The following is a 23,800-nucleotide window of genomic DNA, read 5'->3' on the forward strand; positions in this document are numbered from 1 at the left end:
ATTCAACAGAGCATGGCTCGGGAAGGGGACAAACATCAAGCTTACTCCTCCGCAAAAAACTTCGATAGCGGATTCCCCTCCAGTTTATCTAACACCATCTTGCCATTCTTGTCCAACACATAGTAGTGATAAAAAGCGCTCGTGAATCCTAGAGATTCCTGCATTTTTGCCATGTACGTCTCCAAGGCCTTGTCCTCTACATGATCTCCATTCCAGAAATAGTGCAGCATTAGGCGATTATGATTGAATGGATGCTTGATCGCATACGCTCCGGAAGCACCTGGTTGATTCATGGTATCCTTCCAGGCAAAGCCCATTTTGTTGGCCCGCTCGATGATACCGGATTTCAGCGCCTGGATCACCCCATTCGATTTACCGTTGCCAATCACGATCAGATTGCTTGTCCCCAGTTCTTTCTTTAATTTCTTTTTCAATACCTGGCGGTCCCGAATAACGTCATATTTCACTCCGCTGATATCAAAGAGCATCGTGAGCTGGTTCACCATGGCTTCTTGCTGCTTGCGTGCTGAACTGCTTACTTGATCACTCAGAACGATCGATAACGGCTCTCCCTGGAGAGCCTTCTCCATGATGCGGCTCATCGTTTCGTAAGGCAAGTCTGGAATTTGGTTTAAGGATGTTTGATACAACAATTGAAACTGGTCATGCATATAAGCTGTTTTCTCTTCTTCTGACAGTTGGTATTCAGGCTTAAGTACAAAGCCCGGTTCGTATAGAGCCGTGGCCATTTCGTTACGGGCCTCTTCTCCCAGCACGTCTTCAATTGTTTGGAGGAGTCCCTCAATCGTGGCATTTTTGTGAACATAGCGTTTGAAATATTCCCTCATAAACTGATCGAACTTTTCTTCGCCAACAGACCGGTACAATTGGTAAATCGCTTGGCGACCTTTATCGTAATAAACCGGGCTAGCCATATCCCCCACCTCGTCATTGCTCGACGCAATGGCAAGTTCCAGCGGGGAATCGTCAAATTGAATGGATCTAAAGCCGTTCAGCTTATCCCCCTGCTTCTCGGCAAAATACACCTTGGAAAAATCGGCAAAACCTTCGTCCAGGAAAGATTCGTTCTCCGAATCGTTCCCGATCAGAGCATGGAACCACTGATGTGCAATTTCATGAACGAATACCGTGTCCTGCGCGGGATCGGCCTGGCTGTCAACCTGTCCCATCTGAATGACCCGTGAATATTCGATAGCCACGCCCTCGACGTAAGACTCGACGATTCGGAAATCCGGATAAGGATACGCACCATATTTATCACCAAAAAATTCAATCGCTTTAAATGCCTGATCGATATACCGATCGATGACCTGTTTCTTTCCCGGTTCATTATCAAAATAAAAATATTCGATCGTCAAGCCGTCGCGGGTAACACTGTCCACTTTGAAATTGGGACTGGCAAAAAATACGAATTCCCTTGTATTGTTGGAAACAGCGGAAACAACCTTACGGCCGGGTTCCACGTCATTCCGTGTCGTTATCGTACCTGGCATCGCCACCTGATAACCAGCGGGAACGTTAAACTCCACTTCATAATCTGCAGAAGTATAATAATCGGTTTCGAATGTTGGACTGTAGGGGGTTGTGTCCCATTTATGCTTCTCCTCATCATAGACCGACATGACCGGAAACCAGTGAGCGCCATTCACAATATCCTGGTAATACGATAAACGCTGCGAACCATACGGAATGTTCAGGGAGAAGTCCATATGTACCGTGATTGTTGCGCCTGGTTTCAAGGGCTCCTTCAATTGAATAGTCAAAGCCTGATCTTTATTATCGAACTCGAGAGCTTGGCTGTTAGCGTTCACTTCTTGAATATCAATACCTCCAAGAAAATCTTCCGGCTTCTTCTCCGGATGGTTCTTGCTGATTTCTTCATTCGATCGTTTAAACATGGACGTCTGCGTCGATTTCGAACGGTTGGCATCGGCATAGGTATGGAATACCAGCTGATTCAACGTATCCCGACTGGTGTTTTGATACGTAACCTTGCTGCTTCCCTGCATGGTCATATTCTTCTCGTTCAGTCTTGTCTGGATATGATATTGAATAGGTGCATGCGTTTCAACGCTGGCTGAGATTTGCGAAATGGCAGTAGGGGAAACGGCTTTTGCCGATGCATGCCCCGCGCTGATGAGCGGGCATGCAGTCAATGTCAAAACAAGTGAACTAATGATAGCCTTCTTCGATAGGTTCGTCGTACTTTCTTTTATATGAGTCATGTTATTCTCTCCCTCTGATATCGTCCTTATTTTCCTAACGTTTCAAGCTTCATCTTGGCTTTTTCCGGAATTTCGGTTGCCTGTACCTCTTGATAGGAACTGACACCCTTTTCTTTCACATATAAACGCAAGTAAGCTTGCTTTCGAAGCTCTTTGTTTGCCCTAAAGGTTAACGTCTTTGCGCTGCCATCTTTGTCGAATCCCTCCAAGTTGTACTCATAATAGATGTATTTCTCCCCGTTATCCGCTTTGTCTTCCACACGGGTCCCATCTTGAATTTGCACATAATAGGAATCTGTACCGAGACGATTGATGTTTACATTTTGAATGAATACAACAAATCCAATAAGGATGGCGATAAGAATACCGCCGAAGATCATCGTTTTTTTCATGACTGTACTCCTTTATGATTGGTTATTTTGTTTTGGTTACGATTTTATAGTAGGACCTAACGGTAACAACGTAATAGATCAAATAAACACAGGTGTAGACGGCCATACAGATCACGACCGGAATCACGAGATTCATATGAAGAAGCTTGGACAAAGCAGACAGTGCGACAGCGCAGTGGGCAATGCCGGCAACGAGCGGTAAAGCAAAGATGAACAGCACTTGCTGGGCAATACTCTTTTTAACCTCACGCCGATTTACGCCGATTTTGTATAATATCTGATATCTTGCCTTGTCCGAATTGGCCTCGGTCAATTGCTTGAAGTAAATGATACTGCCGGTCGCCGTAAGGAACACAAGTCCCAGGAATCCTCCCATAAATATCAACAGGCCTGAAGATTCCATGCCTCTCGCATAAGCCTGATAATAGCTTGAGAATGACGCGCTTTCCGGCAAGATGTTTACCAGATCCTCTGTAAGCTGCTTCGCTTTATCTTGATTCGATATGCCGTAAGCCTCCAGCAATATCGTGTTGGTCTGGTTGTGCAATTGCATAAACAGTTCATCGCTTACGACCACTGTAGAATAGGCCGTTCCCATATTCAGCACGCTGAATTTCTTCAATTCCTTAAAGAGAATTTGCTGCACCTGCTTGTCTGGGTTAAGTCTGACCGTAGAACCCACATACGTCGGTGATATTCCTTCGTAATAGGCTGGGTCCAAGACAACGGCCTCTTCTCCGCTTAAAGTGATGGAATCCTTGCGACCCTGCCACTTCGCCAGCTCGTTAAAGTCATGCTGGGAGATGACGCTGTATGTTTGGATATCATGCGAAAAAGTATCGTTCAGCCCACTGACATCAGCATCCATTACAAGGACTGGGATGGTCGCATGATACACCACCTCGTGATGCGGAGCTGTGTCTATCAAGTCGTCGGCTCGCTTGGTCACGCTGCTGTCAAGGGAAATCCACATCATGCTGTTGGGATTCGCTTGCCGGGCGCTGCTTGCATTGCTGTAATAAAAGCTGTAAGCCGTCCCAACAGCCGTAAGTGTTGTCGCGCTAAGGACGGCAATGATTGTGAGCGTGCGCGCGTTGCCTTTGATCCGATAAAGAAGCTGGGAGACACCGACCATGTTCATCCCATTCCAATATCTGTTCTTGTTTGTTCTGGATATTTTCAACAATGTAACAGTCAAGGTACTGAACAGCAGATACGTTCCGATAATCACGGTCATCAGGATGACAAGCGGCGTTAACATGAATCCCATCGCCGCCCAAGCCTTGGATTCCAGCAGATTTTGCAGAGCAAGCCAATATCCGGTGCCTATGAATACCAGAGACAATATAGCGGTGATCCATGAAGCCTTCGGTTCCCGTTCTCCCTCCTGATCCGCATGAAACAATTCAATCAATTTGAACCGGTAGATCAATCGGTAACCCTGCAGCGATGTGATAAGCGTAATAATCATAAATACGATGGTGGTATTGATGATGGCCGCAGGCGAGATCGAGAAATTCGACACCGCATCATATCCCATAACCTTCATTAACAGGGATACAAAGAATCTCGTCAGCACGGAGCCTAGAACCATCCCGGCTAGTAGAGCCAGCACACCCATCAGAAAGTTTTCATAAAATAACATCCGGCCGATTTGTTTCTTCCGAACACCGAGCAATGAATACAATCCGACTTCTTTCTTGCGCTTGCGGGTAAAGAAGGAATTGGAATACCAAATGAATATAGCCACGAAGATGATCAGCACGACGGCGGCACCGCTAAAGGCTGAACTTATTTTTGTCGATCCCTCCGTTGCGGACTGAATGGCAGTATCATATTTTAATGAAACAAAAGTAAAGTAAATGACGATACTAAAAATCATCGAAGCAAAGTACAAAAAGTAATTGGTGAAATTTTTACGGATATTTTTTCTGGCTATGCTAAACAGTGTCATCGTGCTCACCCCCAAGTGCAGCCAGTACCTCCAGAATCTGTTCAAAAAACACCTTGCGAAGTTGGTCTTCTCTATGAAGCTCCTGGTACAGCTGTCCGTCTTTTATAAAAATGACGCGTTTGCAGTAGCTCGCAGCATAAGCATCGTGAGTGACCATCATGATGGTGGCACGATCGATCTCATTTAGTTTCTTTAAGCTTTGCAGCAGGCTGGTTGCCGACTTGGAATCCAGCGCCCCTGTCGGTTCATCCGCCAATATGAGGCTTGGATTGGCAACGATAGCGCGTGAAGCTGCGGTACGCTGCTTCTGACCACCCGAGATGTGATAAGGATATTTGTTCAAGATATCGCGAATGCCGAACGTATCGGCAATCGCGTTAACCCGATTCTCAATCTCGTCTGCAGGCACCTTGGATAACGCCAGGGGAAGCAAAATATTCTCTTTGACCGTGAGTGTGTCCAGCAGGTTGTAGTCCTGAAATATAAAGCCGAGCTGGTTCCGGCGAAAATCCGATAACTGCTCCTCGTTCATTGACACGATATGCTGTCCGGCAATGGTAATATCGCCTGCCGACGGTGTATCGATCGTCGAAAAAATATTCAGCAGCGTGGATTTGCCTGCCCCCGATGGTCCCATAATGCCGACAAACTCGCCTTCCTGAATTTCAAGATTGATATCTTGCAATGCCGTATATTGAATTTCTTGACTACCGAATGTTTTTTCTACATGCTTTGCTTGTAATATGGTTGTCATGTGGTGTTCTCCTTTTAAATCGTCGTTAGTTAAGCACAGATGTAATTATAAAAGGTGAACCTTACACGATTTTTATACGAACCTTACATAAAGCTTAACAAACTTGTTGAGTACACAACACGAACATCGCTTGACTCAGAACAAAGCAAAAACCCGCAGCATGGGCACGGCCATGGCGGGTTTATAAGGTGTTTAACACCAAGAAAGGGGTTTAACAGATGAGGTCACCCGAAATCGAAGTCATCCGGCAGAAGCTCCCGGGCTGGGTGAAAGCCAGTTTGCCCTGTGTCGGCAGAGGCAAAGTTGCCTCCTACATTCCCGAGCTGTCCAAAGCTCCCCATGCTGCTCTGGGCATCACCCTTCTGAACACCATGGGCGAATCCGTCACAGCCGGGGACTGCGGGCTGCGCTTTACGATGCAGAGCATCTCCAAAGTGTTTACGCTAATATTAGCACTGATGGACAATGGAGAGGATGCCGTCTTCGGCAAGGTTGGCATGGAGCCGACCGGAGACAACTTCAATTCCATGCTGAAGCTGGAGTTAGTAAGGCCCGGCATTCCCTTCAATCCGATGATTAACGCAGGTGCGATTACCGTTTCTTCCTTAATTCACGGAGACAGCCCGAGCGAGAAATCCGACCGAATTCTTCAGTTTCTTCAAGAGCTATCAGGCAACGCTGGTTTGGAATATGATTTGGACGTTTACCGCTCAGAATCGGAAACCGGGAATCTGAATCGGTCCATAGCATTCTTTTTGAAGGAAAACGGGGTCCTCAGCGGAGATGTCGAAGAGGTGTTAGAGGTGTATTTTCGGCACTGCTCGATCGCTGTGAATTGCGCCGATTTAGCAAGAATGGCATTAACGCTGGCCTGCAACGGTATGGATCCGCTTACCCGCAACACGCTCATACCTAGAAGGTATGTTCAAATCGCCAGGACGTTCATGACGACGTGCGGCATGTACAACGCGTCAGGAGAATTCGCCATTCAGGTAGGGTTGCCCGCCAAGAGCGGCGTTTCAGGGGGAATTTTAACATTTGTGCCGGGACGTTATGGAATCGGTGTGCTGGGCCCAGCACTGAATGACAAGGGCAACAGCTATGCGGGCGTGCATTTGCTGCAGACCATATCCCGAGAGATGGACTGGAGTATCTTCTAATGACCAAAATCCCCCTGGTGCCGTTACAGCTTCAGGGGGATTGAATTCGCCGTATATGTTCTGATGATAGCGCTTCGTTTGCTAAGCGGGGAATGCTCCTACTCCGTTTGGAAAAGTTCCGGTCATCCTATTTTCTGAAGAACAGTCGTCCAATCCGGTCCGCAAATTCCTGCATATTCACACTGGAGGGGTCTAGACGGTAATATCCGTTCTTCACGGCCTCCAATACCCAGAGCGGTAACTTCTTGCCCTCAAGCAGCGGATATACGTTATCGTAAGCCCACACGAGATGCTCCCATCGTTTATCGTTTCCATCCTGAATATACTCCGATACATCGAGTACCTTCCCTCTGCCTTCCTGCAGCAGGACATTCTTCAAATGAATATCCCGTGGGTTTAAGCCCTTGCTCCGCACAAAGGTGCGTGCTGCTTCAACATCATCGATGACCTGCCTCGGAACGGGCAAACCATAGAGCAAACAGTCGTACAGGGTGAATCCGGATTCATGGCTGATCGCCACATAACGCTCACCTGCTCCATAAAATACGGGAAAGTAGGGGCTGCCCACCAACTCTTGGTAGACCTTAATCTCCGCTTCCTTCTTAGGCTGCGCCTCCGCAGCGTACAGTTTAAACGCATAAGCAGGCAAAGGTTCATATACGAATACAGCAGCATCCGTACCGATTCCGATGCAGCGCAGGTCATCCGATTCGCCTTCAATCGTTACAGGGTCGTTCTCGCCGTTCTTAAAAACTTCCATGCAAGCCAGTGCGGTCTCTGCCTGCTTCCAATGTTCGTGATTCATGGGCCACCTCATTTGGTGTTACTGGACTTAAATCAGTATGATCGTACCACACTCTCGCTACAAAAAAAATATTTGCATGGCTGTACCTGATCCTGACCACAAAAAAACCGCGAGAGCTTCCCGCGGTTTCATGCTTGCTGCTTGCCTATGATTACTCCGGTTTCACGAAATATCCAATACCTGCGGCATATTCAATCATTTTTTCGAATAACAGCTGGTCCGGTAAAGCGCATTTCACGCCCGTGTGCTTGAGGTATTCCGAGGTTTGCGGACAAGTATACCGGTAGATGGAATTCTTGGCTCCGTCGCCTTCGAATTGCGCCATCGCCAGCTCAAGGCCTTCCTTATCCTTCGGCTGCTGAGGATCCAATAACCATGCCTCGTATTCCTTCCAGTCCATCACTGAAATATCATATCCATAGGCTTTGAAATACTCCACCATCTCCTCATAAGGAACGGCAACCGGGTTGCAGATATGGAACACCCGACCGACCGTTTCTTGCTGAAGCAGCAGAGCGGTAATGGCTTCCCCGGCATAGTTAATCGGCGTAATGTCCACTTCCCATCTCACACCCGGTGCTTTCTTCAACAGCAGCATCGCTTTCAGCATACGGTAAAAAGCGTTGTTATCGATGTTTTTCTGGAAAATTCCATTCTCCGAGTTGCAGGACAAATTCCCCACGCGGTAAATCGATGATGGAATGCCTCGATCTGCACCGGCTTTAATGACCAGCTTCTCAGCCTCCAGCTTGCTGTTCGTATAGACATTCTCAATGGACGACTCTTCGTATCCCGTTCCGGCAATGATGGCTTCCCACTGACCGCCCAGTGCCAAATCTTCAGGGATCCCAAGCGTAGAAATAAAGTGAAAGCGGATATGCGGTCTTCTCTGAGCCAAAGACAACAAACGGTCCGTACTCTCCACATTGACTCTCGCAAAATAGTCGGAATCGCCAAAATGCTTCACTTCGGCTCCGCAATGAATGATGGAATCGATGCGCGCTTCAATCATGGCACGGTCTTCAGCTCCGAGCCCGAGATATTCCTGCTCCAAGTCGCCCTGAATCGCAATCACCCTTTTGTCCATTCGAGACTTGACCTCTTCGCCAAAATATCCGGTCATGATCTGCTCAAGGCGGGCATAGGGCTCCAACTGCTTTGTTGGTCGAACCAGACAGTACACGGTAGCGGTCGATTGTTTCAGCAGTTCATACAGCAAATGTGACCCCAAATATCCCGTGGCGCCTGTCAGCAAAATATGCTGCTGGTTATAGATGGGTTGTTCCGAACGATGGTTGATCGGGAAAGAGATCGGATACTCAGCCAAATCCTGAATAGGTAGATCCCTATCGTCTAATTGATCGGCTGGGATCGGTACTTGCCCCATTTCCTCTACTCGCTCCGCTAACTTTGCAATCGTCGGATACACAAAGAAATCATTGATCTTCAACCGTGGATACTGCGGCTTAAGGAGCACCAGAATCTCCAGTATTTTCAGAGAATACCCGCCGATATCGAAGAAATCGTCGTGAATGCCGATCTTGGTTTGTCCTAGTGCTTGTTCCCAAGCCGCAGCAACATCCCGCTGAATATCGTTAACCGGTGCCTCGTAGTGGGAGTCATCCTCTTCCATCTCCATCGACAATTCGTACATCGCCAGCTTCTTACGGTCAATCTTACCGGTCGGGGATAGCGGCATTTCTTCCACGAAACACATGTATTTAGGAACCATGTAACCAGGTACTTTCTGACTTAAAAATTGCGCCAAATCCTTAGCGGAAGCTGCTTGTCCATTATGGGTTGTATAGAATGCCGCTAGCATTTTGGTTCCGTCCTCGTCCATTCTCGGAATAACCGCGATATCCTTTACTTGTTCATGCTTCGCCAGATTGTCCTCGATCTCCCCAATCTCGATCCGGAAGCCTCTGATCTTCACCTGCGAATCTTTGCGTCCCCGGTATTCCACCTGTCCGTTCGGCAGCAGGCGAACCAAGTCTCCGGAACGGTAGTATTGTTTTCCGGATTCCGGTGTTATCGGATCCAATATGAAGGCTTCTTTTGTTTTCTCCGGCTGATTCAGATACCCTTTGGCTACGCCGACCGAGCAGATCAGCAGCTCTCCGGTTACGCAAGTTGGGCATAACTCATTATGTTCATTCACAATATACAACTCATAGTTGGCAAAAGGCGTCCCGATATACACGGTGGCCAGATCGTCCGGAACCGGATAATTCACGACATGCCCTGTTGCTACAACCGTCGTTTCCGTTGGGCCGTATAGATTCACGATTGGAAGTTGCAGCTTTTTCTGGAACATCCGAACGGTTTCTCCGGCCAGCGCTTCCCCTCCGACGACGATCGTCTTGATATTCCGGTATTTATGCGTGTCTTCCACAGGCAAATACGCTGCCAATTGATTAAAAAACACCGTAGGCAATATGGCGACACGGGTTGCCTTGGTTTCTGCCACGGCCTCCGTGAAGGCGTCTATGGAGAAACGCTGTTCATCGGTAAGAAGATGCAGTCGCGAACCGCAAGCCAACGATCCGAATATATCGTATACGGAAGCATCAAAGCTGAATGTGGAATATTGAAGAATGATATCCAGTTCACTCATCTGTAAATTCTCTTGATTGGCCAGTGCCAAATTCACGACGCCTCGATGGGCGATTAAGGCCCCTTTCGGTTTGCCCGTCGAACCGGAGGTATAGATAATATATGCCAGATCATCGCCCTCAACGCGGACGCCACAGGCTTCATCCGAGTACGAAAGGAATTGTTCATCCAGACAGAAGCACTCTGGCCTCGGTTGAAAACCAGCCAGGAGTCCATCCAGCTTGGCCGTGAAGTCCTGATGCGTCAGAATGATCGCCGATTCGGTATCCTCGATAATATAGGCATTTCGTTCATCTGGATGTGATGGATCCAGCGGGATATAGGCTCCGCCGGCCTTGAGCACACCGAGCACACTGACAATCGTATCCAGGCCCCTCTTCATAAATATCGAGACAAATTGGCCTTTACGCAGTCCCTTGTCTATAAGCATGTGTGAAATTTGGTTTGACAACCGGTCAAGCTGTTCATACGATACTTGCTCATCACCTGTCGATAGCGCGATTCGCTTCGGAAATCTCTCCACAATGGTAGAAAGCATCGACACAATGGTAGGATCCTTCGGGAGCACCTTCTTCGTATCATTGAGTTTCAAGTATGCGTTCTTGTCCTCTTCTGTCAGCATAGGCAAACGGCTAACCGGAGCATCCATATGTTCAAGAGCCGCATTTGCAAGCAGCTCAAAATGCCTGCTGAATTTTTCGATCGTTTCTTCTCGATACAATGGTCGTGCATAGGATACATAGAGTGTCCACTCGTCCTTCTTCTCCTCCTGAACCATCCAGTTCAGCCAGCTGGAGCTATAAGCATAACCATTCCCATTATGGCCATAGACCGTTTGGAGCGTGAGCGGTTGACCGGTGAATCCTTCTATATCCTCAAGCGAATAGCTGCTTATTTCAATGTGATCCATTTTGGCGAAAATTTGCTCATAGATCTGTGCGAACGAATCGTTGCCGCTTAAATTAACTCTCAGCGGAAGGAGGTTGCCCTTCTCATTGTTTACGCCGATCAGTAAATCGGTATCGTGAGTCATTCGGTATAGAAACACCACATAGCTTGTTAGCATCCACGCCTTCATGTCATATGAATCGCGGAACCGCTTGATTTTACCGGTTTCGATACGAAGCTTCATCGCCGTGCGATCAAGCTCTTGCTGCTGAAGATGCGCTGGACCATCGGTGTACAGGTAGAATCCCGGTAAAGGTAGCTGCAGTTCGTTCAACCAATATTCTTTGCCTTGTTCGATCATCAATGTTGTATTCAAAGGTTTCAGCTCCATCTTTTTTTCTCTGCAATTTTGTTCTCGCAGTGCTACACGTTACACACGCAGTTTGTGTACAAGGGCCTCCAGCTCAGCGGAAACCTGATTGATCTGTTCTGCAGATTCGAAGATTTTGGCGAAAGAAGCCTGCTGTTCCTGGGCACTGATCCGGATCTCACCCGATACGGACGAGTTTCTCTCTGCGAGCTCTGCCAATTGTTTAATCGCTGCGGTAATCTGTTCGGTCTCGGCAACCATTTGCTGGGTAGCCGCAGACACCTCTTGAATTTGACTTGTCACCGTATCGGTTGCCACCAGCATCCCTTTAAACAGCTCACCTGTTTCTTTGACAACCTCAATTCCCTTAGCGACGTTGTGTTCTCCTTCGCTGATGGCTTCTACCGCGGATGCTGTTTCATCTTGAATGTATCGAACCAATTCAATGATTTGGTCCGCCGATTTTCTGGATTCCTCCGAAAGTTTCTTCACTTCGCTGGCGACGACAGCAAAACCGCGGCCCTCTTCGCCGGCCCTTGCCGCCTCGATTCCGGCATTGAGTGATAACAGATTCGTCTGAGAGGCAATTTCGGTGATCACCTGCACGATCTGACCTATCTCATGCGAACGCTTTTGCAGCTTCTCGATGATATGCACCGAGTTTTTGACCGAATGATCGATGGAATTCATCTGCTCGATAACCTGCTCCACATTGTGGTTACCACGTTCTGATTGTTCCTTCATCTGTACCGATATCTCGGACAGATCCGATGTATTGCCGGCAATCGTTGATACGCCGGATGAAATTTCCTCAAGCGAAACCACGCTTTCGGTAATAGAAGTGCTTTGCAGAGCAACGCGTTCCGACATTTCCTCCATATTTCTAGTAATGGCTGAAGAGTTGTTATTATTGACTTCCACAGCCGAGAAGAGGAATTTAGACTGCTCTGCAGACTGCTCCGATACCGTTTTGATCGTTGTGACAAGTTCATTAATATGATTGACGGTTGTATTGAACTTGGCATTGACCTGGCCCAGCTCATCTTCACCTGCTTTTAATTGGACGGTGAAGTCACCTTTGCTCAGCTTGTCCAGCGCCCCCATTAATGCTTGAATCGGTGCGAATGTCCGTCTAATCGTGAAGTATTGCAGTGCTAATACGATCAGCAAGGTGATCAGCAGCGCAAAAACCGTATTGGTGATCAATTCCTGTTTCCCGGAAGCGATTAAGCTTGCATCCACGTCGATCCCCATGTAAGCAAAAATTTCCCCGTTGGCATCCTGGAAAGGATGCAGCACGGTGATCCAGGTACCATAATTATCTGTATAACCTTTGGTGGAGACGGTTTTTTTCGTTTTCAGCATCTCTCTTACGGCATCGGCATGGATCTTCGGTTGTTCGTATAAGTCCCCGAGATTCAAGCCTTCTTCGGCAAACATATCGAGCACTGCCGTTGGCATGGCAATAATCGAGGTCTTGTTTCCACCCTCGAGCTCCGGTCCAAAAATATAGCCTTGTGCAATGTTTGGATGACTTAGGGATAGTTCATCAAACGTTTTGGTGAGTTTTTTCTGGATATCCGCATTGCGGTCGGTAGCGCCTTTCACTGCTTGCGCATCTTCCACCGATACGGACTTAACCAAGGTATCCATAATTTTTGCCGAATCGGATTGCAGCTGCTTCGTCAGTACGCTGTCCTGGATATAATAACTAGATGCAATAACAACGGCACCCGTAATAATGATATACAGGCTCGTCCATAACATATTTTTTGTAACAATGCTCAAATTTTTAAAACGCAGTCCTCTTGATAACGGTTTTGGCTCACTCACTTGGTGTCTCTCCTTTGATATCTCTTATGTACTTTCCATTTAAATAGGGATTTCTTTAGCGAACCTGCCGCATCACCTACTTTCCTGGAAACATTAAATATTTCCGGAATTTTTCATGAATACATTACAATTTTCAAAAATGTTCATCTTGAATGAACCGCCTTCCCCCTCCATCATTCTTCTGACATAGGTACATTTCACATAAAGTTCTTGTTATGCGAAATTTCAGTTCAATAGATCCATATTCATGATATTCCGTAACGCTACATCTTTTGTACTATTAATAAATCGGCATTTCACCTTGTAATCTTAATACTTTAGTAATATTTGTATGCAAAATCGTCCTGGTTTTCGACAATTATTTGAACTTTTCATGACTGCTATTGCCTAAAACTTCCGCTTCTCAGCTCCTACGGAAATGGAAAAGGCGACATTCCTTAAGTCTTGTGACTGTGGGAATATCGCCTTTTGGTACATTGCTCTTTCGCTGACATCTAGCTAAAGAGCTCCATCAAGTTTTTTAATTTCTTTTCTAACGCGCCAAACTGTACAAAACGATCCTCTCTAAGATGCTCTTTCCCCTCTACGAATAAGAGGAGTACCGGTGCGGTAAATATCAAATATTTCGAGGCGATTTCCCCGACGGCTTCGCCTTGGATATGTCCCAATGAGATGCGAGGGAACTGCTCTAACAATTCTCTGAGTTTGGGTAAAATCGCGTGGCATACGCTGCAATCTTGTCTGGATACATATACAAAACTGAAGGTGTGATCTTGAATAAACCGCTCGATGGCCTCTATCGATCTTAGTTCTTCCAGTTCTTTCATCTTTTACACCATACTTTCAGGCGCGACAAAGGATTAGGCTCAGTCCAGAACCGCTGTGATATGCGCAGATGTAACCGCCCAGTGTGAGGCCGTCCAATATTTCGCTTGGTCCTTCACGTAGATAATTTGCGGCGATTCATGCTTTACGTTCAAATCCTCGGCAATCTTATTGGAAACCGGCCGGGACTCAATGACTTTAACCAGCGTGTAATCCACATCACTGTTTGGCGTCTTTTTCAAGTAAGATTCAAACTCCGAAAGAGCATTGGAGCTAACCGGGCATGTCGTGCTATGCTTCAAAATGACTTGGCCGCGTTCGGAGGATTTTTCCAGAATCGCATTCCATTCTTCTAATGTCGTGATTTCATTCCATTGCATATGATATTCTCCCCTTGGATGTGATGTAATGCATTGCATTGCTTCTATTATACAACCAATCGCTTTGATACACATAGGCTGTAATGCTCTTTCATGCGTAGAAAGTCGGCTCCCCCTATGAATATGTATGGATTCGAAGTTATCATTTCAAGGCTTTCACAATCAAAAAGTGAGGGTTCGTCATCAGCCGCTCATACCATTTGGCCATCCATTCCTTAGCTTCCGGGTTATCTTTATCCGCTAAACTGGGCTGCGGCTCGATGAGCTGATCGATTCGAAACCGTGAGGAGGTTACGTTGATGATTTCCTGAATCGGTCTTCTATAAAAGGAAACCTCAACGGGTCCGGACTCCGGTTTGTTCCAAACCTCCGTCAATAACTCACGAGCAAAGTAATCTTGACGATCAAAATGTTTAACATCCATAAAGGGATGATGAACGGAGTAAATCAAACTGCCTCCAGGTTTCAGCACGCGCTGAAATTCGCGAAAGGTCGGCGCCCAATCCTCGATGTAGTGAAGCGTCAATGAACTTACGATCAGATCAAAAGCCTCATCTTCAAAGGGCAGATCCTCGGTTATGTCGCATGCGAATACCGTCGCTCCATTGCCGACTCGTCTCGTACAGGCTTCTACCATCGCCGGACTCAGATCAACCGCTGTGACCCGCGCCCCTCGTTTAAGGAATTGCTCCGTATACCACCCCGCGGCACAACCAGCATCGAGGACGGTCATTTGCTCCATGTTCGCCGGCAACAAATGGATCATGGCCGGCCTTTCGTAATACGCATTATGTCCGCTCTGCGAATCCACATGCCGCTCGTAGTCTCCGGCCAGCTTATCATATGCTTTAATGACCTTCTCCTTCATGGTTCATCCTCCCTCTAGTGACAGAACTTCATTAAGCAAATTCTTGAACATCCGATGAAGATTAACGTATCGATTTCTGCTAAATCCGTTCCCGATCCTCCAACCAAGAGCCAATGCAAGGTGCCTTTATTACACACTCCCTGTTAGTCAGCTTGAATACAGCGAACAATACGTCCTCTCGAAATTTCTGGCTATCAAGTCCTCTTTTCGCATGTAAAATTGCAGTTCACCCGCATCCCACCAGCAAAATCCTACATCGTCGTCCGAATCGATCGCCAGCAGCAGCAGTGTATCCCGAATTTCCTGCTGGGCTTGCTCCGAGTTGCCGCCGCAATGATCGGTGATCTGCTGCATGGCCGCCTCCATGGAATAATTGTACTCGGATCCGGTTAGCAGCATTAAAGCAGCCTCATGCTCACAATCTCCGTGCTGGGTAGAGGGATAGCCAAAGATCATTGCAATGTCGTCAGATTCCAATCCAGTCAATTGATGACACAGGTCCTCATAAGATTCAAAATCGTGCTCCTCATCCTCGACGATTTCGTCATCCACATATGCGTAATTAGGAGGCTCAAGCGTAGCTCTGGCTTCAATACGGTAGCCGGTGAACTCTTCTTCTAACGTGGTTTCCTCAGGAGCCTGGCGTCGAACCGCAGCCGCCGTCTGATCCTCTGTCAGATACAGAACCCGATGCTCAATATTATAGGCAGGCTCATCAACGCCAATGAAGAAATACAGCATTCCGCCCAGTGGAAGCGAAGCGGTGGCATCATGAGCTGCCACATCCCTCAATTGCAGCTGTGCCAAAAAGGTCATCGGTGTTCCATCCGAAGTCAGTGGCCATTCCATTTCTTCGGGAAGATCCGGATCGCCGCCAATCCGTGAATGGCACGGCCTGGCATAGTCCTCCACTCCCTTTTTGGATAACCGTATGCCTTGGCGCGTATGTTCGATTAAATAGTCAGCTGCATGTTCAAATTGGTGTTCCTTGATGATGCTTTGCATCTTAATCAAGTTGCGTTCGTTCAACTGCATGTCTTGCCCCTCTTCTATTCAAAGTTTAGATAATAATCATAACAAAAAACGGGGTTTTGCACGATTCCCTACTCATCCTTAAAGAGAAAAAAGCGGCAAATCGAACGCCTATCGTTCAATCTACCGCATCGCGAAGAATAAATAGGTGGTCGACGATACCTCAGCCTTTACTTGAATTCGATTATAAATGGCTGATGTTCTGTCGGTTCGATCGCAACAGGCCCCTGCTCTTTGGCATAATTTTTGCGGCCGTTCACGAGAAGCCGGCGATGGTCCAGACTCCAATACATCTTAGAAGGTATGACCCCATGATAGATGGGTTCTGCGCTCAGTATATTCTTCCCTTGAAGCTTACCTGCATAAATTGTATTCTCCCCGTTCTGGGAATAGGCGACATACTTGCGATCCTTCGAGAACTCATAGCTATCCACCTTCTCCAGCAGAATGGACAGCTCATGATTTCTGCGGTCATATACGTACAGGGTTCCCTCCGTTCCTAAGAATACGAATTGATCATCGTTCAACCATGCGGCTTGGTCTGTGCCGATATCATGCTCATACTGAACATCAATCGCATTGCCGTTGACGGCTCCCATAGCAATTCGACGACCGTGACCGTATTCGTCCAGAACGATGAGCGCCATTTTCCCGTCATCCGAGACGATCACCTTGAAGGGAAGGGCTTCCGTTTCAAGACCCTGCAGCCGATAAACACGTGCCGATTCCGCTTCCGTATCAAAAATCCCGATGCTGTATTGCCTTTTGTTTGATTCCATCACCATATAGCTTACAAACCGGCTGTTGCCGGACCAAGTCGGTTCCTCAAACCATAGCTCCTGATTGGCATCTGTCGTAGCTTCGAGGCTTTCCACCTCCCCGCCCGGATATGCTATCATTTGCAGAAAAACGCCCTCCTCCGTTTTGGCAATTCCCGAAACATATTTTCCATTGGGGGACAATTGATAGGAAAGCTTATTCATTTCAATCTCTAATGAATGGTCAACTCGCTCGTATGGGGATGAAAAACGCTGCAAGCTCAATTTCGCCACGTCTACTGCTTCGGTTTCATAAAAAAGACCGACCACCGACTTGGATGATGACCAGCCGAGCCATTCAACTGGATCCTTGGATTCTGGCATTCGATAAATCGTCTTCACTTGGAAAGGCCGGCTTCCCTCGTCCACGGCTTGATCCGATTCCGCGCTGGGGATAATGACGGTCTCCGATTGCAGTCCGCTTGCACAGCCGGTCAGTAAAATGAAAGCAAGAGCATAGCATAATTTAAAACGTTTATATCGATATCTCATTGGACAGCCTCCGCCTTTACATAAGGAATTTCAACATAGACGACAGTATGGAACTTCTCGCTGACGATACGGATGGTTCCGCCGTGATCATCGACGATGGATTTAACGATACTGAGGCCCAGCCCCACACTGCCCTCTTCCTTCTGCTTCTGGCTCACCGAGTAGAACGGCTGGAAGACGTTTGCGAGCTCGTCATCCGGTATGGGCTCTCCGGGATTGTCGAAGGTATAACGAACGCTTCCGTCCACACGCTCAGCCTTGACGGTAATTTCCGATTGGGCGGCACTATATTTGATGGCATTATCCAGAAGATTGATAAAGAGCTGGCGCAGCCGATCAGGCTGGCCAATCACGAAGGAACCTTCCTCTGCTTCGCAAACGATGCTCTTTTTATAGCGCTTGGCCCGGAACGACATGGAGTCAACTACATCGCGCAGAATTTTTCCCGAATCCACAAGCTCTACATCCTCTTCTCCAGCGTTGTGCTGCGATACTTCCAACAGCCTTAGCACCATGCCATGCAGACGTCGACTCTCTTCAACGATGTGATTCATGCCCTTATCGAAGAACTCCCGATCATCATCCCCTTTCTCCCGAATGATCTCGGCATAACCCAGAATGGAGGTGAGCGGCGTTTTGAGTTCATGGGTCACATTGTCAAAAAAACGTTTCTCCTGCTCATTTAGCTCCTTCAAGCGATCCCGGTCACGCTCAATCGTGGATATCTGGCTACCGATCCGGTCGATCATGTCATTGAAATTCAGAGCCAGTTTGCCAATTTCATCTCTTCGCCGGAATCGGATTCGAACATCCAGGTTTCCGTTCTTTACTTCAGTGGAAGCGCGGGTAAGCTTCACTAGCGGTATGGTGATATTCCTGGACAGCAGGTACGAGAACAGGAACGCTGCTCCGAATATGGCAAGCGCAATGTAGAAAATAATGTCCATGATCCGGCCGCTTTGTTCGTAGAGCAGGGTAAAATCCTTGGTAAACCTCAATATGCCCACCTTGACTCCATCGATGATAACCGGATATGAATAGAGAACAGTTCCGCTGTTTCGACCATAGGTGATGGTATAGGCCGTCTTTCCCTCGATCGCTTGGCGAAGATCCGCATCCGAGGGTCCCGAGAATCTTCTCTCGTCCGATGAGAACAATAACTTGCCGTCGACGGTGTACGCGCTGACATGGCTAGAGGTAGCATGCTTCAAATCATTCACCATTTCCTCGGCCATCTGCCCGAAATAAAGCTTATTGTTCGTAAAATGATTGATAAGGAAAGCTTGCCTTACATATACATTGCTGTTGTTTTTAAGTCCAACCAGATCGGAAGTTACGATCTTCTGGTTGCTTGTCCGAATGATCTCCTTGACGGTTTGATTGAGTACGAGGAACGACAGACTGAATATCACAAAAAAACCAACAATAAACTTGGCTCTGATGGTCCGGATCATCTCTTATTCCGCCTGCTTCTCGAATTTATAGCCGATGCCGAATACGGTTGTGATCAAATCGCCGGCATCCAGTTTTTTGCGGAGCCTCTGAATATGCGTATCCACCGTCCGCGTATCCCCCATGAAATCATAACCCCAGACTAAATCCAGCAGTTCCGAGCGGGTATAAATCCTCCCCCGGTGACCGTACATGGTCATGAGCAGGTCGAATTCCTTCGGCGTAAGATCAACCGGCCTTCCGTCTTTCTTGACCAGTCGCTCTTCCATAACAATCTCGATGCTTTTAAATCGAATAACAGTCTCTTCTGCCCCTTCTCTATCCCCATGATTCGCTTGATCAAGCCGCCGGAGGATCGTACGTATTCGGGCAACAACTTCCCGCAGGTCAAACGGCTTCGTGATATAATCATCGGCACCAAATTCAAGCCCGAGTACTTTATCCGTAATGTCGGATTTAGCCGTTATCATAAATATGGGTATGTTATAATTAGCGGTAACTTTTTTGCATATATCGAGTCCGCTCTGGTCGGGCAGCATCCAATCCAGCAGGAGCAGATCGGGATTGAAATGCTCAATCTCCCTTAACCCTGCAGTCCCATTGGCTGCCGTCCGAGTCTCAAAGCCTTCCATCGTGAGGCCATAGGCAAGTAAATCGGCGATCGGCCCCTCATCTTCGATAATGAGAATTTTCGTTTTTTTCATGAAGTCTCCATTCCTAATTCACGAGCTATTTGATGATTCGATTTTAGCATATCCCCATAGGTATGATAACTGATCACCTACAAGCAGATTATGTCTGTGATTCAGGCAAATGCAGCAGATCCGGTACGGTGACAAAAGAATACCCTTGATTCTTCAAATCAGGTATTAACAGTGTAAGTGCCTCAATGGTGTTGGCAAGATGGTTCTGTCCGTTTGCGGAATGCTGAAGAATGATGCCTCCAGGCTTCAACTGATTGTGGATGATCCCCATGATCTCCTGAGTAGGCACACCTGACCAATCCATCGTATCTACAGACCAGTTCACAATGGCTAGATCCATATTCTGGATGGCTTGCTCCATGTCCTCATCCAAAGCGCCATACGGCGGCCTAAACAAGGATGGACGATAGCCGATAATGTCGTTCAGTTCATCCTGTGTATCCATGACCTGCTTCATCGCTTCATCCATAGACAACTCCTTAAAGTTGGGATGTGACCAGGAATGATTCCCTATGGCATGGCCTTCCTCAACAATCCGCCGGGCAATCTCAGGATGAGCCTTAGCCCGATCTCCCAGCAAGAAAAAGGTGGCTTTAATCTCGTTTTCCTTCAAAATATCTAGAATTTGGGGTGTAACTATGGCATCGGGGCCATCATCGAACGTTAAAGCTACCTGTTTGCCGTCTTTCGCTGAACCATTAAAATACACCTTCTTCTCTATGGACCGAATTCCGCTTTGAGGGGTATCGGGTGAGCTTTCTTCATCTAAATCACCCGTTTCTTGATGTTCGAGCGAGAGCTCCCGGATTCCCCAAAAATATTCTTTGAGCCCATCGACAATAGCCTGTGCGGCAAGGTCTTGTCCATCATCGCTCAGCAGGAAACGCTCATCCTCCGCATTGGTAAGATATCCAACTTCAACAAGCACTGCGGGCATCCTGGGTGTACCTAACACTTTTAGTTGTTCTTCCTTTACGCCGCGATCACGGAGTCCAATTCCCTGCGCCAAATGCGTCTGAACGGCTTGGGCCAATGGAATGCTGTCCTGGTTTCTGTATAAGGTTTCTGTTCCTGATACCATCGTATCCGTATAGGTGTTGCCATGGATGGAGATGAAAGCATCCGCATTCCATTCATTCGCGATCGCTCCCCGCTCCTCCAATTCTATGAATTGGTCATCCGTTCGTGTCAAGAGAGGCTCAAACATAGGATCCTCCTCAAGGAGGGCAGCAACCCGTCCGGCAAGGGACAGATTGAACGCCTTCTCATATGCGCCGCTGACTCCTGTAGCTCCAGGATCCTTTCCCCCGTGGCCTGGATCGATGACGATTCGAAATGTTTCTTGATGATTAGGCACAGCAGGGAGCGTCTTATAGTTCTCTGCAACTCTAGCAGACGATGCCGGCATCAACTCTACCGTTGATGAACCGACGTGCCATGCCAATTTGAAGCCGACAATAAGCAGGATTGCAATAAATAGAATATAGAAGATTCTCGTAAATTTCTTTCTTTTCTTGTGATAGACCATGGTTCCTCCTTCTTGGTGATCGTGCTGGATACGATTCCTTGAGAAGAATATAATCGCCGGATGTGACAACGATTTTACCAAGATGTCAACAACTTGTGTCCAAACGTGACTCTATGTAAATGACAGGAGTTTCATAGACATATAGACGTTCCTCGAATCCTGTTCTAGAAGCAAATCTTTCGATAGCTGCATTCTATACCTTACCTTTAAGCTTTATGATAGATATCGATCGGCTAGATTAGTAAAAAAAGAAGCAGGCTGCCAATGCAGCTTGCTTCTATCTTAACTTTACGATTCATTAATCGGCCCACCCTAGCCAGATTGACGGTTACACGTTCAACGAATAGGACGAGCGAGCGATTTCCGTGGCTTGAACCATGTTACGAAGGGATGCGACCGTTTCTTCCTTGCCGCGTGTTTTGAGGCCGCAGTCCGGATTGATCCAGAACAGCTTCGGATCCAGGACCCGCAGTGCGCGCTCGATCATGCTTGTCATTTCTTCCACTCGAGGTACCCGCGGACTGTGGATATCATATACGCCTAGTCCGATCCCTAATCTGTACGTATTGACCTCGAAGCTATGAATCAGCTCGCCATGACTGCGCGAAGTTTCAATCGAGATGACATCGGCATCCATCGCCTCGATTGAATCGATCATGTCATGGAATTCGCAATAACACATATGCGTATGAATTTGCGTAGTCGGCTGAACCGTGCATGTGGTCATGCGGAAGGCTTTAACAGCCCAAGCGAGATACTCCGCTTGATCTTCCTCCTTGAGCGGCAACCCTTCGCGCACCGCTGGCTCATCCACCTGAATCATCCCGATGCCCGCCTGCTCCAGCGCCTCTACTTCCTGTCTTAGGGCATAAGCCAGTTGATAGGCGATCTGTTCCCGCGAGATATCTTCGCGGACGAACGACCAGTTCATAATCGTAATCGGGCCGGTTAGCATCCCTTTCACGGGCCGGTCCGTCTTCGATTGTGCATATTTCGTTTCCTCCACCGTCATCGGTTTCTCGAATGCCACATCCCCGAAGATCACAGGCGGTTTCACGCAGCGTGAGCCGTAGGACTGAACCCATCCAAACTGAGTGAAGGCAAAACCTCCAAGCTTCTCTCCGAAAAATTCAACCATATCCGTTCTTTCGAACTCCCCATGCACAAGCACATCCAGGCCAATCTCTTCCTGCAGCTTGATCCAAACATCGATCTGCTCTTGAATGAAGCGCTCATACTGCTCATGGCTCCACTCTCCCTTACGCCACGCCTGACGTGCCTTGCGCACCTCGGCTGATTGCGGGAAGCTGCCGATTGTCGTGGTCGGGAAAATCGGCAGCTGCCATTTGTTCTGTTGAGCGACATGACGCTCCGCAAACGGCAGACTGCGAACCGGATTCTGTGAACTAATCTCAGCAACTGCCTGCTGAATGTCATGGCGATTCCGCTCTCCGGATTGTTTCAGCGCCTGAAGCGCAGCATCGCATGCTTCCAGTTCCTTGGAGATTCGGGCTGCTCCCGTGGAGATTGCTTTTGTCAAAAGAACCAGTTCATTCAGCTTCTCGTCTGCAAAGGCGAGCGCCCCTTTCAATTCTGGCTGCAATTTCGTTTCGCTGCTCACCGTCACCGGAACATGCAGCAAGCTGCACGAAGATTGAACGATCAGGCGTTCAGGGGCTACGTATTTCGTCAGCTCTTCCAATTGTGACAGCTTCTCTCGAAGAGACGCCTTCCAAATGCCCCGTCCGTCGATTATGCCGGCGCCCAACACCTTATTCGCAGGAAACCCTGACTGTTTAATGGCTTGCACATTGCCTTGGTATCCGTGCACCAGGTCAAGACCGATGCCGCTAACCGGAAGCTGGATAATATCCTGATAGTTTTCAACGGATTCAAAATAGGTTTGCAGCATGATGTTCAATCCCGGTGCCGAAACCGCAAACGTTTCATAAATGCTGGTTAACCGCTTAAGATCGTCATCGCTTAATTTTGTAACGAGTATCGGCTCATCGATCTGTACCCATTGAACGCCTTCTTGGGCAAGCTCTTGAAGAATCTGTACGTAGAGCGGTAACAATTTTTCCAGCCAAGCATCCGTCTCCGACGACTGATACCCTTTGGACAACTTCAGGAAGGTGAGCGGGCCCACAATAACCGGCTTGCCTTCTATTCCGAGTTTCTCCTTGGCCTCCCGATAAGCTGCCAACGGTCTGTTCTCCGTCAGAACCGGAGCAGCCCCATCCAATTCAGGCACGATATAGTGATAATTGGTATTAAACCACTTGGTCATTTCACTTGCCGTAGCATCCTTCGTTCCGCGTGCAATGCCATAATACACAGACAATGGCACAACGCCGCCCTCATAAGAGAAGCGTTTCGGTACGATGCCAAACATCGTCGCCGTATCCAGAACATGATCATAGTAACTAAAATCATTAACCGCAATAAGATCGATCCCGCTCTCCTGCTGCTTCCGTAAATGACTCAAGCGAATCTCCTGCAGCTGCCTGTGAAACTCCGATTCTTCCAGCTTGCCTGCCCAGAATGCTTCCAAGGCTTTCTTCCATTCCCGATCAGCGCCAATACGCGGATATCCCAGTACACTGCTTTTTGCCATCTATGTAACACTCCTATACAAATTGTTACAAGAAAGATATCATGTATTGGTCGGTATAGTGTAACT

Annotated in this window: 17 protein-coding genes; 1 reads left to right on the plus strand and 16 read right to left on the minus strand. The window is 47.7% G+C overall.

The window, feature by feature from the left end; translation table 11 throughout:
- Window positions 1-41 precede the first annotated feature (41 nt).
- The 4 genes from DP091_RS09100 to DP091_RS09115 are packed head-to-tail and all read right to left on the minus strand — an operon-like array spanning window position 42 to window position 5,346.
- The gene (locus DP091_RS09100) at window positions 42-2,246 is read right to left on the minus strand and encodes a M1 family metallopeptidase (protein ID WP_113058031.1); all 2,205 of its coding nucleotides are present in this window, start codon (window positions 2,244-2,246) and stop codon (window positions 42-44) included.
- A gap of 26 nt (window positions 2,247-2,272) precedes the next feature.
- A complete protein-coding gene (locus DP091_RS09105; RefSeq protein WP_113058032.1) occupies window positions 2,273-2,638 on the minus strand; it encodes a YxeA family protein in 366 nt (121 codons plus the stop codon).
- 22 nt (window positions 2,639-2,660) lie between these two features.
- Window positions 2,661-4,592: an ABC transporter permease gene (locus tag DP091_RS09110; RefSeq protein WP_113058033.1), complete on the minus strand. Its 1,932-nt coding sequence runs from the start codon at window positions 4,590-4,592 to the stop codon at window positions 2,661-2,663.
- Complete coding sequence (locus tag DP091_RS09115; RefSeq protein ID WP_113058034.1) at window positions 4,579-5,346, minus strand: ABC transporter ATP-binding protein; 768 nt, start codon at window positions 5,344-5,346, stop codon at window positions 4,579-4,581. Before DP091_RS09115 ends, DP091_RS09110 begins: the two co-directional genes overlap by 14 nt.
- A gap of 218 nt (window positions 5,347-5,564) precedes the next feature.
- Here DP091_RS09115 and glsA point away from each other — a divergent pair, with 218 nt between their 5' ends.
- Window positions 5,565-6,506: a glutaminase A gene (gene glsA / locus DP091_RS09120; RefSeq protein ID WP_113058035.1), complete on the plus strand. Its 942-nt coding sequence runs from the start codon at window positions 5,565-5,567 to the stop codon at window positions 6,504-6,506.
- Between the two features lie 127 nt (window positions 6,507-6,633).
- On the opposite strand, the gene DP091_RS09125 is transcribed toward glsA, so the two are convergent.
- From DP091_RS09125 to metE, 12 genes are all read right to left on the minus strand, one after another.
- The gene (locus DP091_RS09125) at window positions 6,634-7,311 is read right to left on the minus strand and encodes a serine/threonine protein kinase (RefSeq protein ID WP_113058036.1); all 678 of its coding nucleotides are present in this window, start codon (window positions 7,309-7,311) and stop codon (window positions 6,634-6,636) included.
- Window positions 7,312-7,462: 151 nt separating this feature from the next.
- Window positions 7,463-11,191 (minus strand): non-ribosomal peptide synthetase family protein, encoded by a 3,729-nt coding sequence (locus tag DP091_RS09130; RefSeq protein ID WP_258394452.1) that lies wholly within the window; start codon window positions 11,189-11,191, stop codon window positions 7,463-7,465.
- A gap of 54 nt (window positions 11,192-11,245) precedes the next feature.
- Complete coding sequence (locus DP091_RS09135; protein ID WP_113058038.1) at window positions 11,246-13,018, minus strand: methyl-accepting chemotaxis protein; 1,773 nt, start codon at window positions 13,016-13,018, stop codon at window positions 11,246-11,248.
- A gap of 494 nt (window positions 13,019-13,512) precedes the next feature.
- Window positions 13,513-13,845 carry a thioredoxin family protein gene (locus DP091_RS09140; protein WP_113058039.1) on the minus strand — a complete coding sequence of 111 codons (333 nt, stop codon included), beginning with the start codon at window positions 13,843-13,845 and terminating at the stop codon, window positions 13,513-13,515.
- A 39-nt stretch (window positions 13,846-13,884) separates the two neighbouring features.
- The gene (gene ytxJ, locus DP091_RS09145) at window positions 13,885-14,223 is read right to left on the minus strand and encodes a bacillithiol system redox-active protein YtxJ (RefSeq protein WP_113058040.1); all 339 of its coding nucleotides are present in this window, start codon (window positions 14,221-14,223) and stop codon (window positions 13,885-13,887) included.
- A 142-nt stretch (window positions 14,224-14,365) separates the two neighbouring features.
- Window positions 14,366-15,091: a class I SAM-dependent methyltransferase gene (locus tag DP091_RS09150; protein ID WP_113058041.1), complete on the minus strand. Its 726-nt coding sequence runs from the start codon at window positions 15,089-15,091 to the stop codon at window positions 14,366-14,368.
- A gap of 147 nt (window positions 15,092-15,238) precedes the next feature.
- A complete protein-coding gene (locus DP091_RS09155; RefSeq protein ID WP_113058042.1) occupies window positions 15,239-16,126 on the minus strand; it encodes a YwqG family protein in 888 nt (295 codons plus the stop codon).
- A 167-nt stretch (window positions 16,127-16,293) separates the two neighbouring features.
- Window positions 16,294-17,433 (minus strand): hypothetical protein, encoded by a 1,140-nt coding sequence (locus tag DP091_RS09160; RefSeq protein WP_113058043.1) that lies wholly within the window; start codon window positions 17,431-17,433, stop codon window positions 16,294-16,296.
- Complete coding sequence (locus DP091_RS09165) at window positions 17,430-18,887, minus strand: sensor histidine kinase (RefSeq protein ID WP_113058044.1); 1,458 nt, start codon at window positions 18,885-18,887, stop codon at window positions 17,430-17,432. Before DP091_RS09165 ends, DP091_RS09160 begins: the two co-directional genes overlap by 4 nt.
- 3 nt (window positions 18,888-18,890) lie before the next feature.
- On the minus strand, window positions 18,891-19,589 hold the full coding sequence (locus DP091_RS09170; protein ID WP_113058045.1) for a response regulator transcription factor: 699 nt from the start codon (window positions 19,587-19,589) through the stop codon (window positions 18,891-18,893).
- An 88-nt stretch (window positions 19,590-19,677) separates the two neighbouring features.
- Window positions 19,678-21,117 (minus strand): N-acetylmuramoyl-L-alanine amidase, encoded by a 1,440-nt coding sequence (locus tag DP091_RS09175; RefSeq protein WP_113058046.1) that lies wholly within the window; start codon window positions 21,115-21,117, stop codon window positions 19,678-19,680.
- A gap of 328 nt (window positions 21,118-21,445) precedes the next feature.
- Entirely contained in the window at window positions 21,446-23,734 is a 2,289-nt protein-coding gene (gene metE / locus DP091_RS09180; protein WP_113058047.1) for a 5-methyltetrahydropteroyltriglutamate--homocysteine S-methyltransferase, read from the minus strand.
- Between the last annotated feature and the right edge of the window lie 66 nt (window positions 23,735-23,800).

The organism is Paenibacillus sp. MDMC362, from assembly GCF_003269305.1.
Taxonomy (GTDB): Bacteria; Bacillota; Bacilli; order Paenibacillales; family Paenibacillaceae; genus Paenibacillus_AQ.

Bases quoted from the DNA above. Each gene is read 5' to 3' on its own strand.
- DP091_RS09115 (WP_113058034.1), bottom strand. From the start codon at position 5,346: ATGACAACCATATTACAAGCAAAGCATGTAGAAAAAACATTCGGTAGT.
- DP091_RS09160 (WP_113058043.1), bottom strand. From the start codon at position 17,433: ATGAGATATCGATATAAACGTTTTAAATTATGCTATGCTCTTGCTTTC.
- DP091_RS09150 (WP_113058041.1), bottom strand. From the start codon at position 15,091: ATGAAGGAGAAGGTCATTAAAGCATATGATAAGCTGGCCGGAGACTAC.
- DP091_RS09170 (WP_113058045.1), bottom strand. From the start codon at position 19,589: ATGAAAAAAACGAAAATTCTCATTATCGAAGATGAGGGGCCGATCGCC.
- DP091_RS09105 (WP_113058032.1), bottom strand. From the start codon at position 2,638: ATGAAAAAAACGATGATCTTCGGCGGTATTCTTATCGCCATCCTTATT.
- glsA (WP_113058035.1), top strand. From the start codon at position 5,565: ATGAGGTCACCCGAAATCGAAGTCATCCGGCAGAAGCTCCCGGGCTGG.
- metE (WP_113058047.1), bottom strand. From the start codon at position 23,734: ATGGCAAAAAGCAGTGTACTGGGATATCCGCGTATTGGCGCTGATCGG.
- DP091_RS09110 (WP_113058033.1), bottom strand. From the start codon at position 4,592: ATGACACTGTTTAGCATAGCCAGAAAAAATATCCGTAAAAATTTCACC.
- DP091_RS09165 (WP_113058044.1), bottom strand. From the start codon at position 18,887: ATGATCCGGACCATCAGAGCCAAGTTTATTGTTGGTTTTTTTGTGATA.
- DP091_RS09125 (WP_113058036.1), bottom strand. From the start codon at position 7,311: ATGAATCACGAACATTGGAAGCAGGCAGAGACCGCACTGGCTTGCATG.
- DP091_RS09140 (WP_113058039.1), bottom strand. From the start codon at position 13,845: ATGAAAGAACTGGAAGAACTAAGATCGATAGAGGCCATCGAGCGGTTT.
- DP091_RS09155 (WP_113058042.1), bottom strand. From the start codon at position 16,126: ATGCAGTTGAACGAACGCAACTTGATTAAGATGCAAAGCATCATCAAG.
- DP091_RS09100 (WP_113058031.1), bottom strand. From the start codon at position 2,246: ATGACTCATATAAAAGAAAGTACGACGAACCTATCGAAGAAGGCTATC.
- DP091_RS09175 (WP_113058046.1), bottom strand. From the start codon at position 21,117: ATGGTCTATCACAAGAAAAGAAAGAAATTTACGAGAATCTTCTATATT.
- ytxJ (WP_113058040.1), bottom strand. From the start codon at position 14,223: ATGCAATGGAATGAAATCACGACATTAGAAGAATGGAATGCGATTCTG.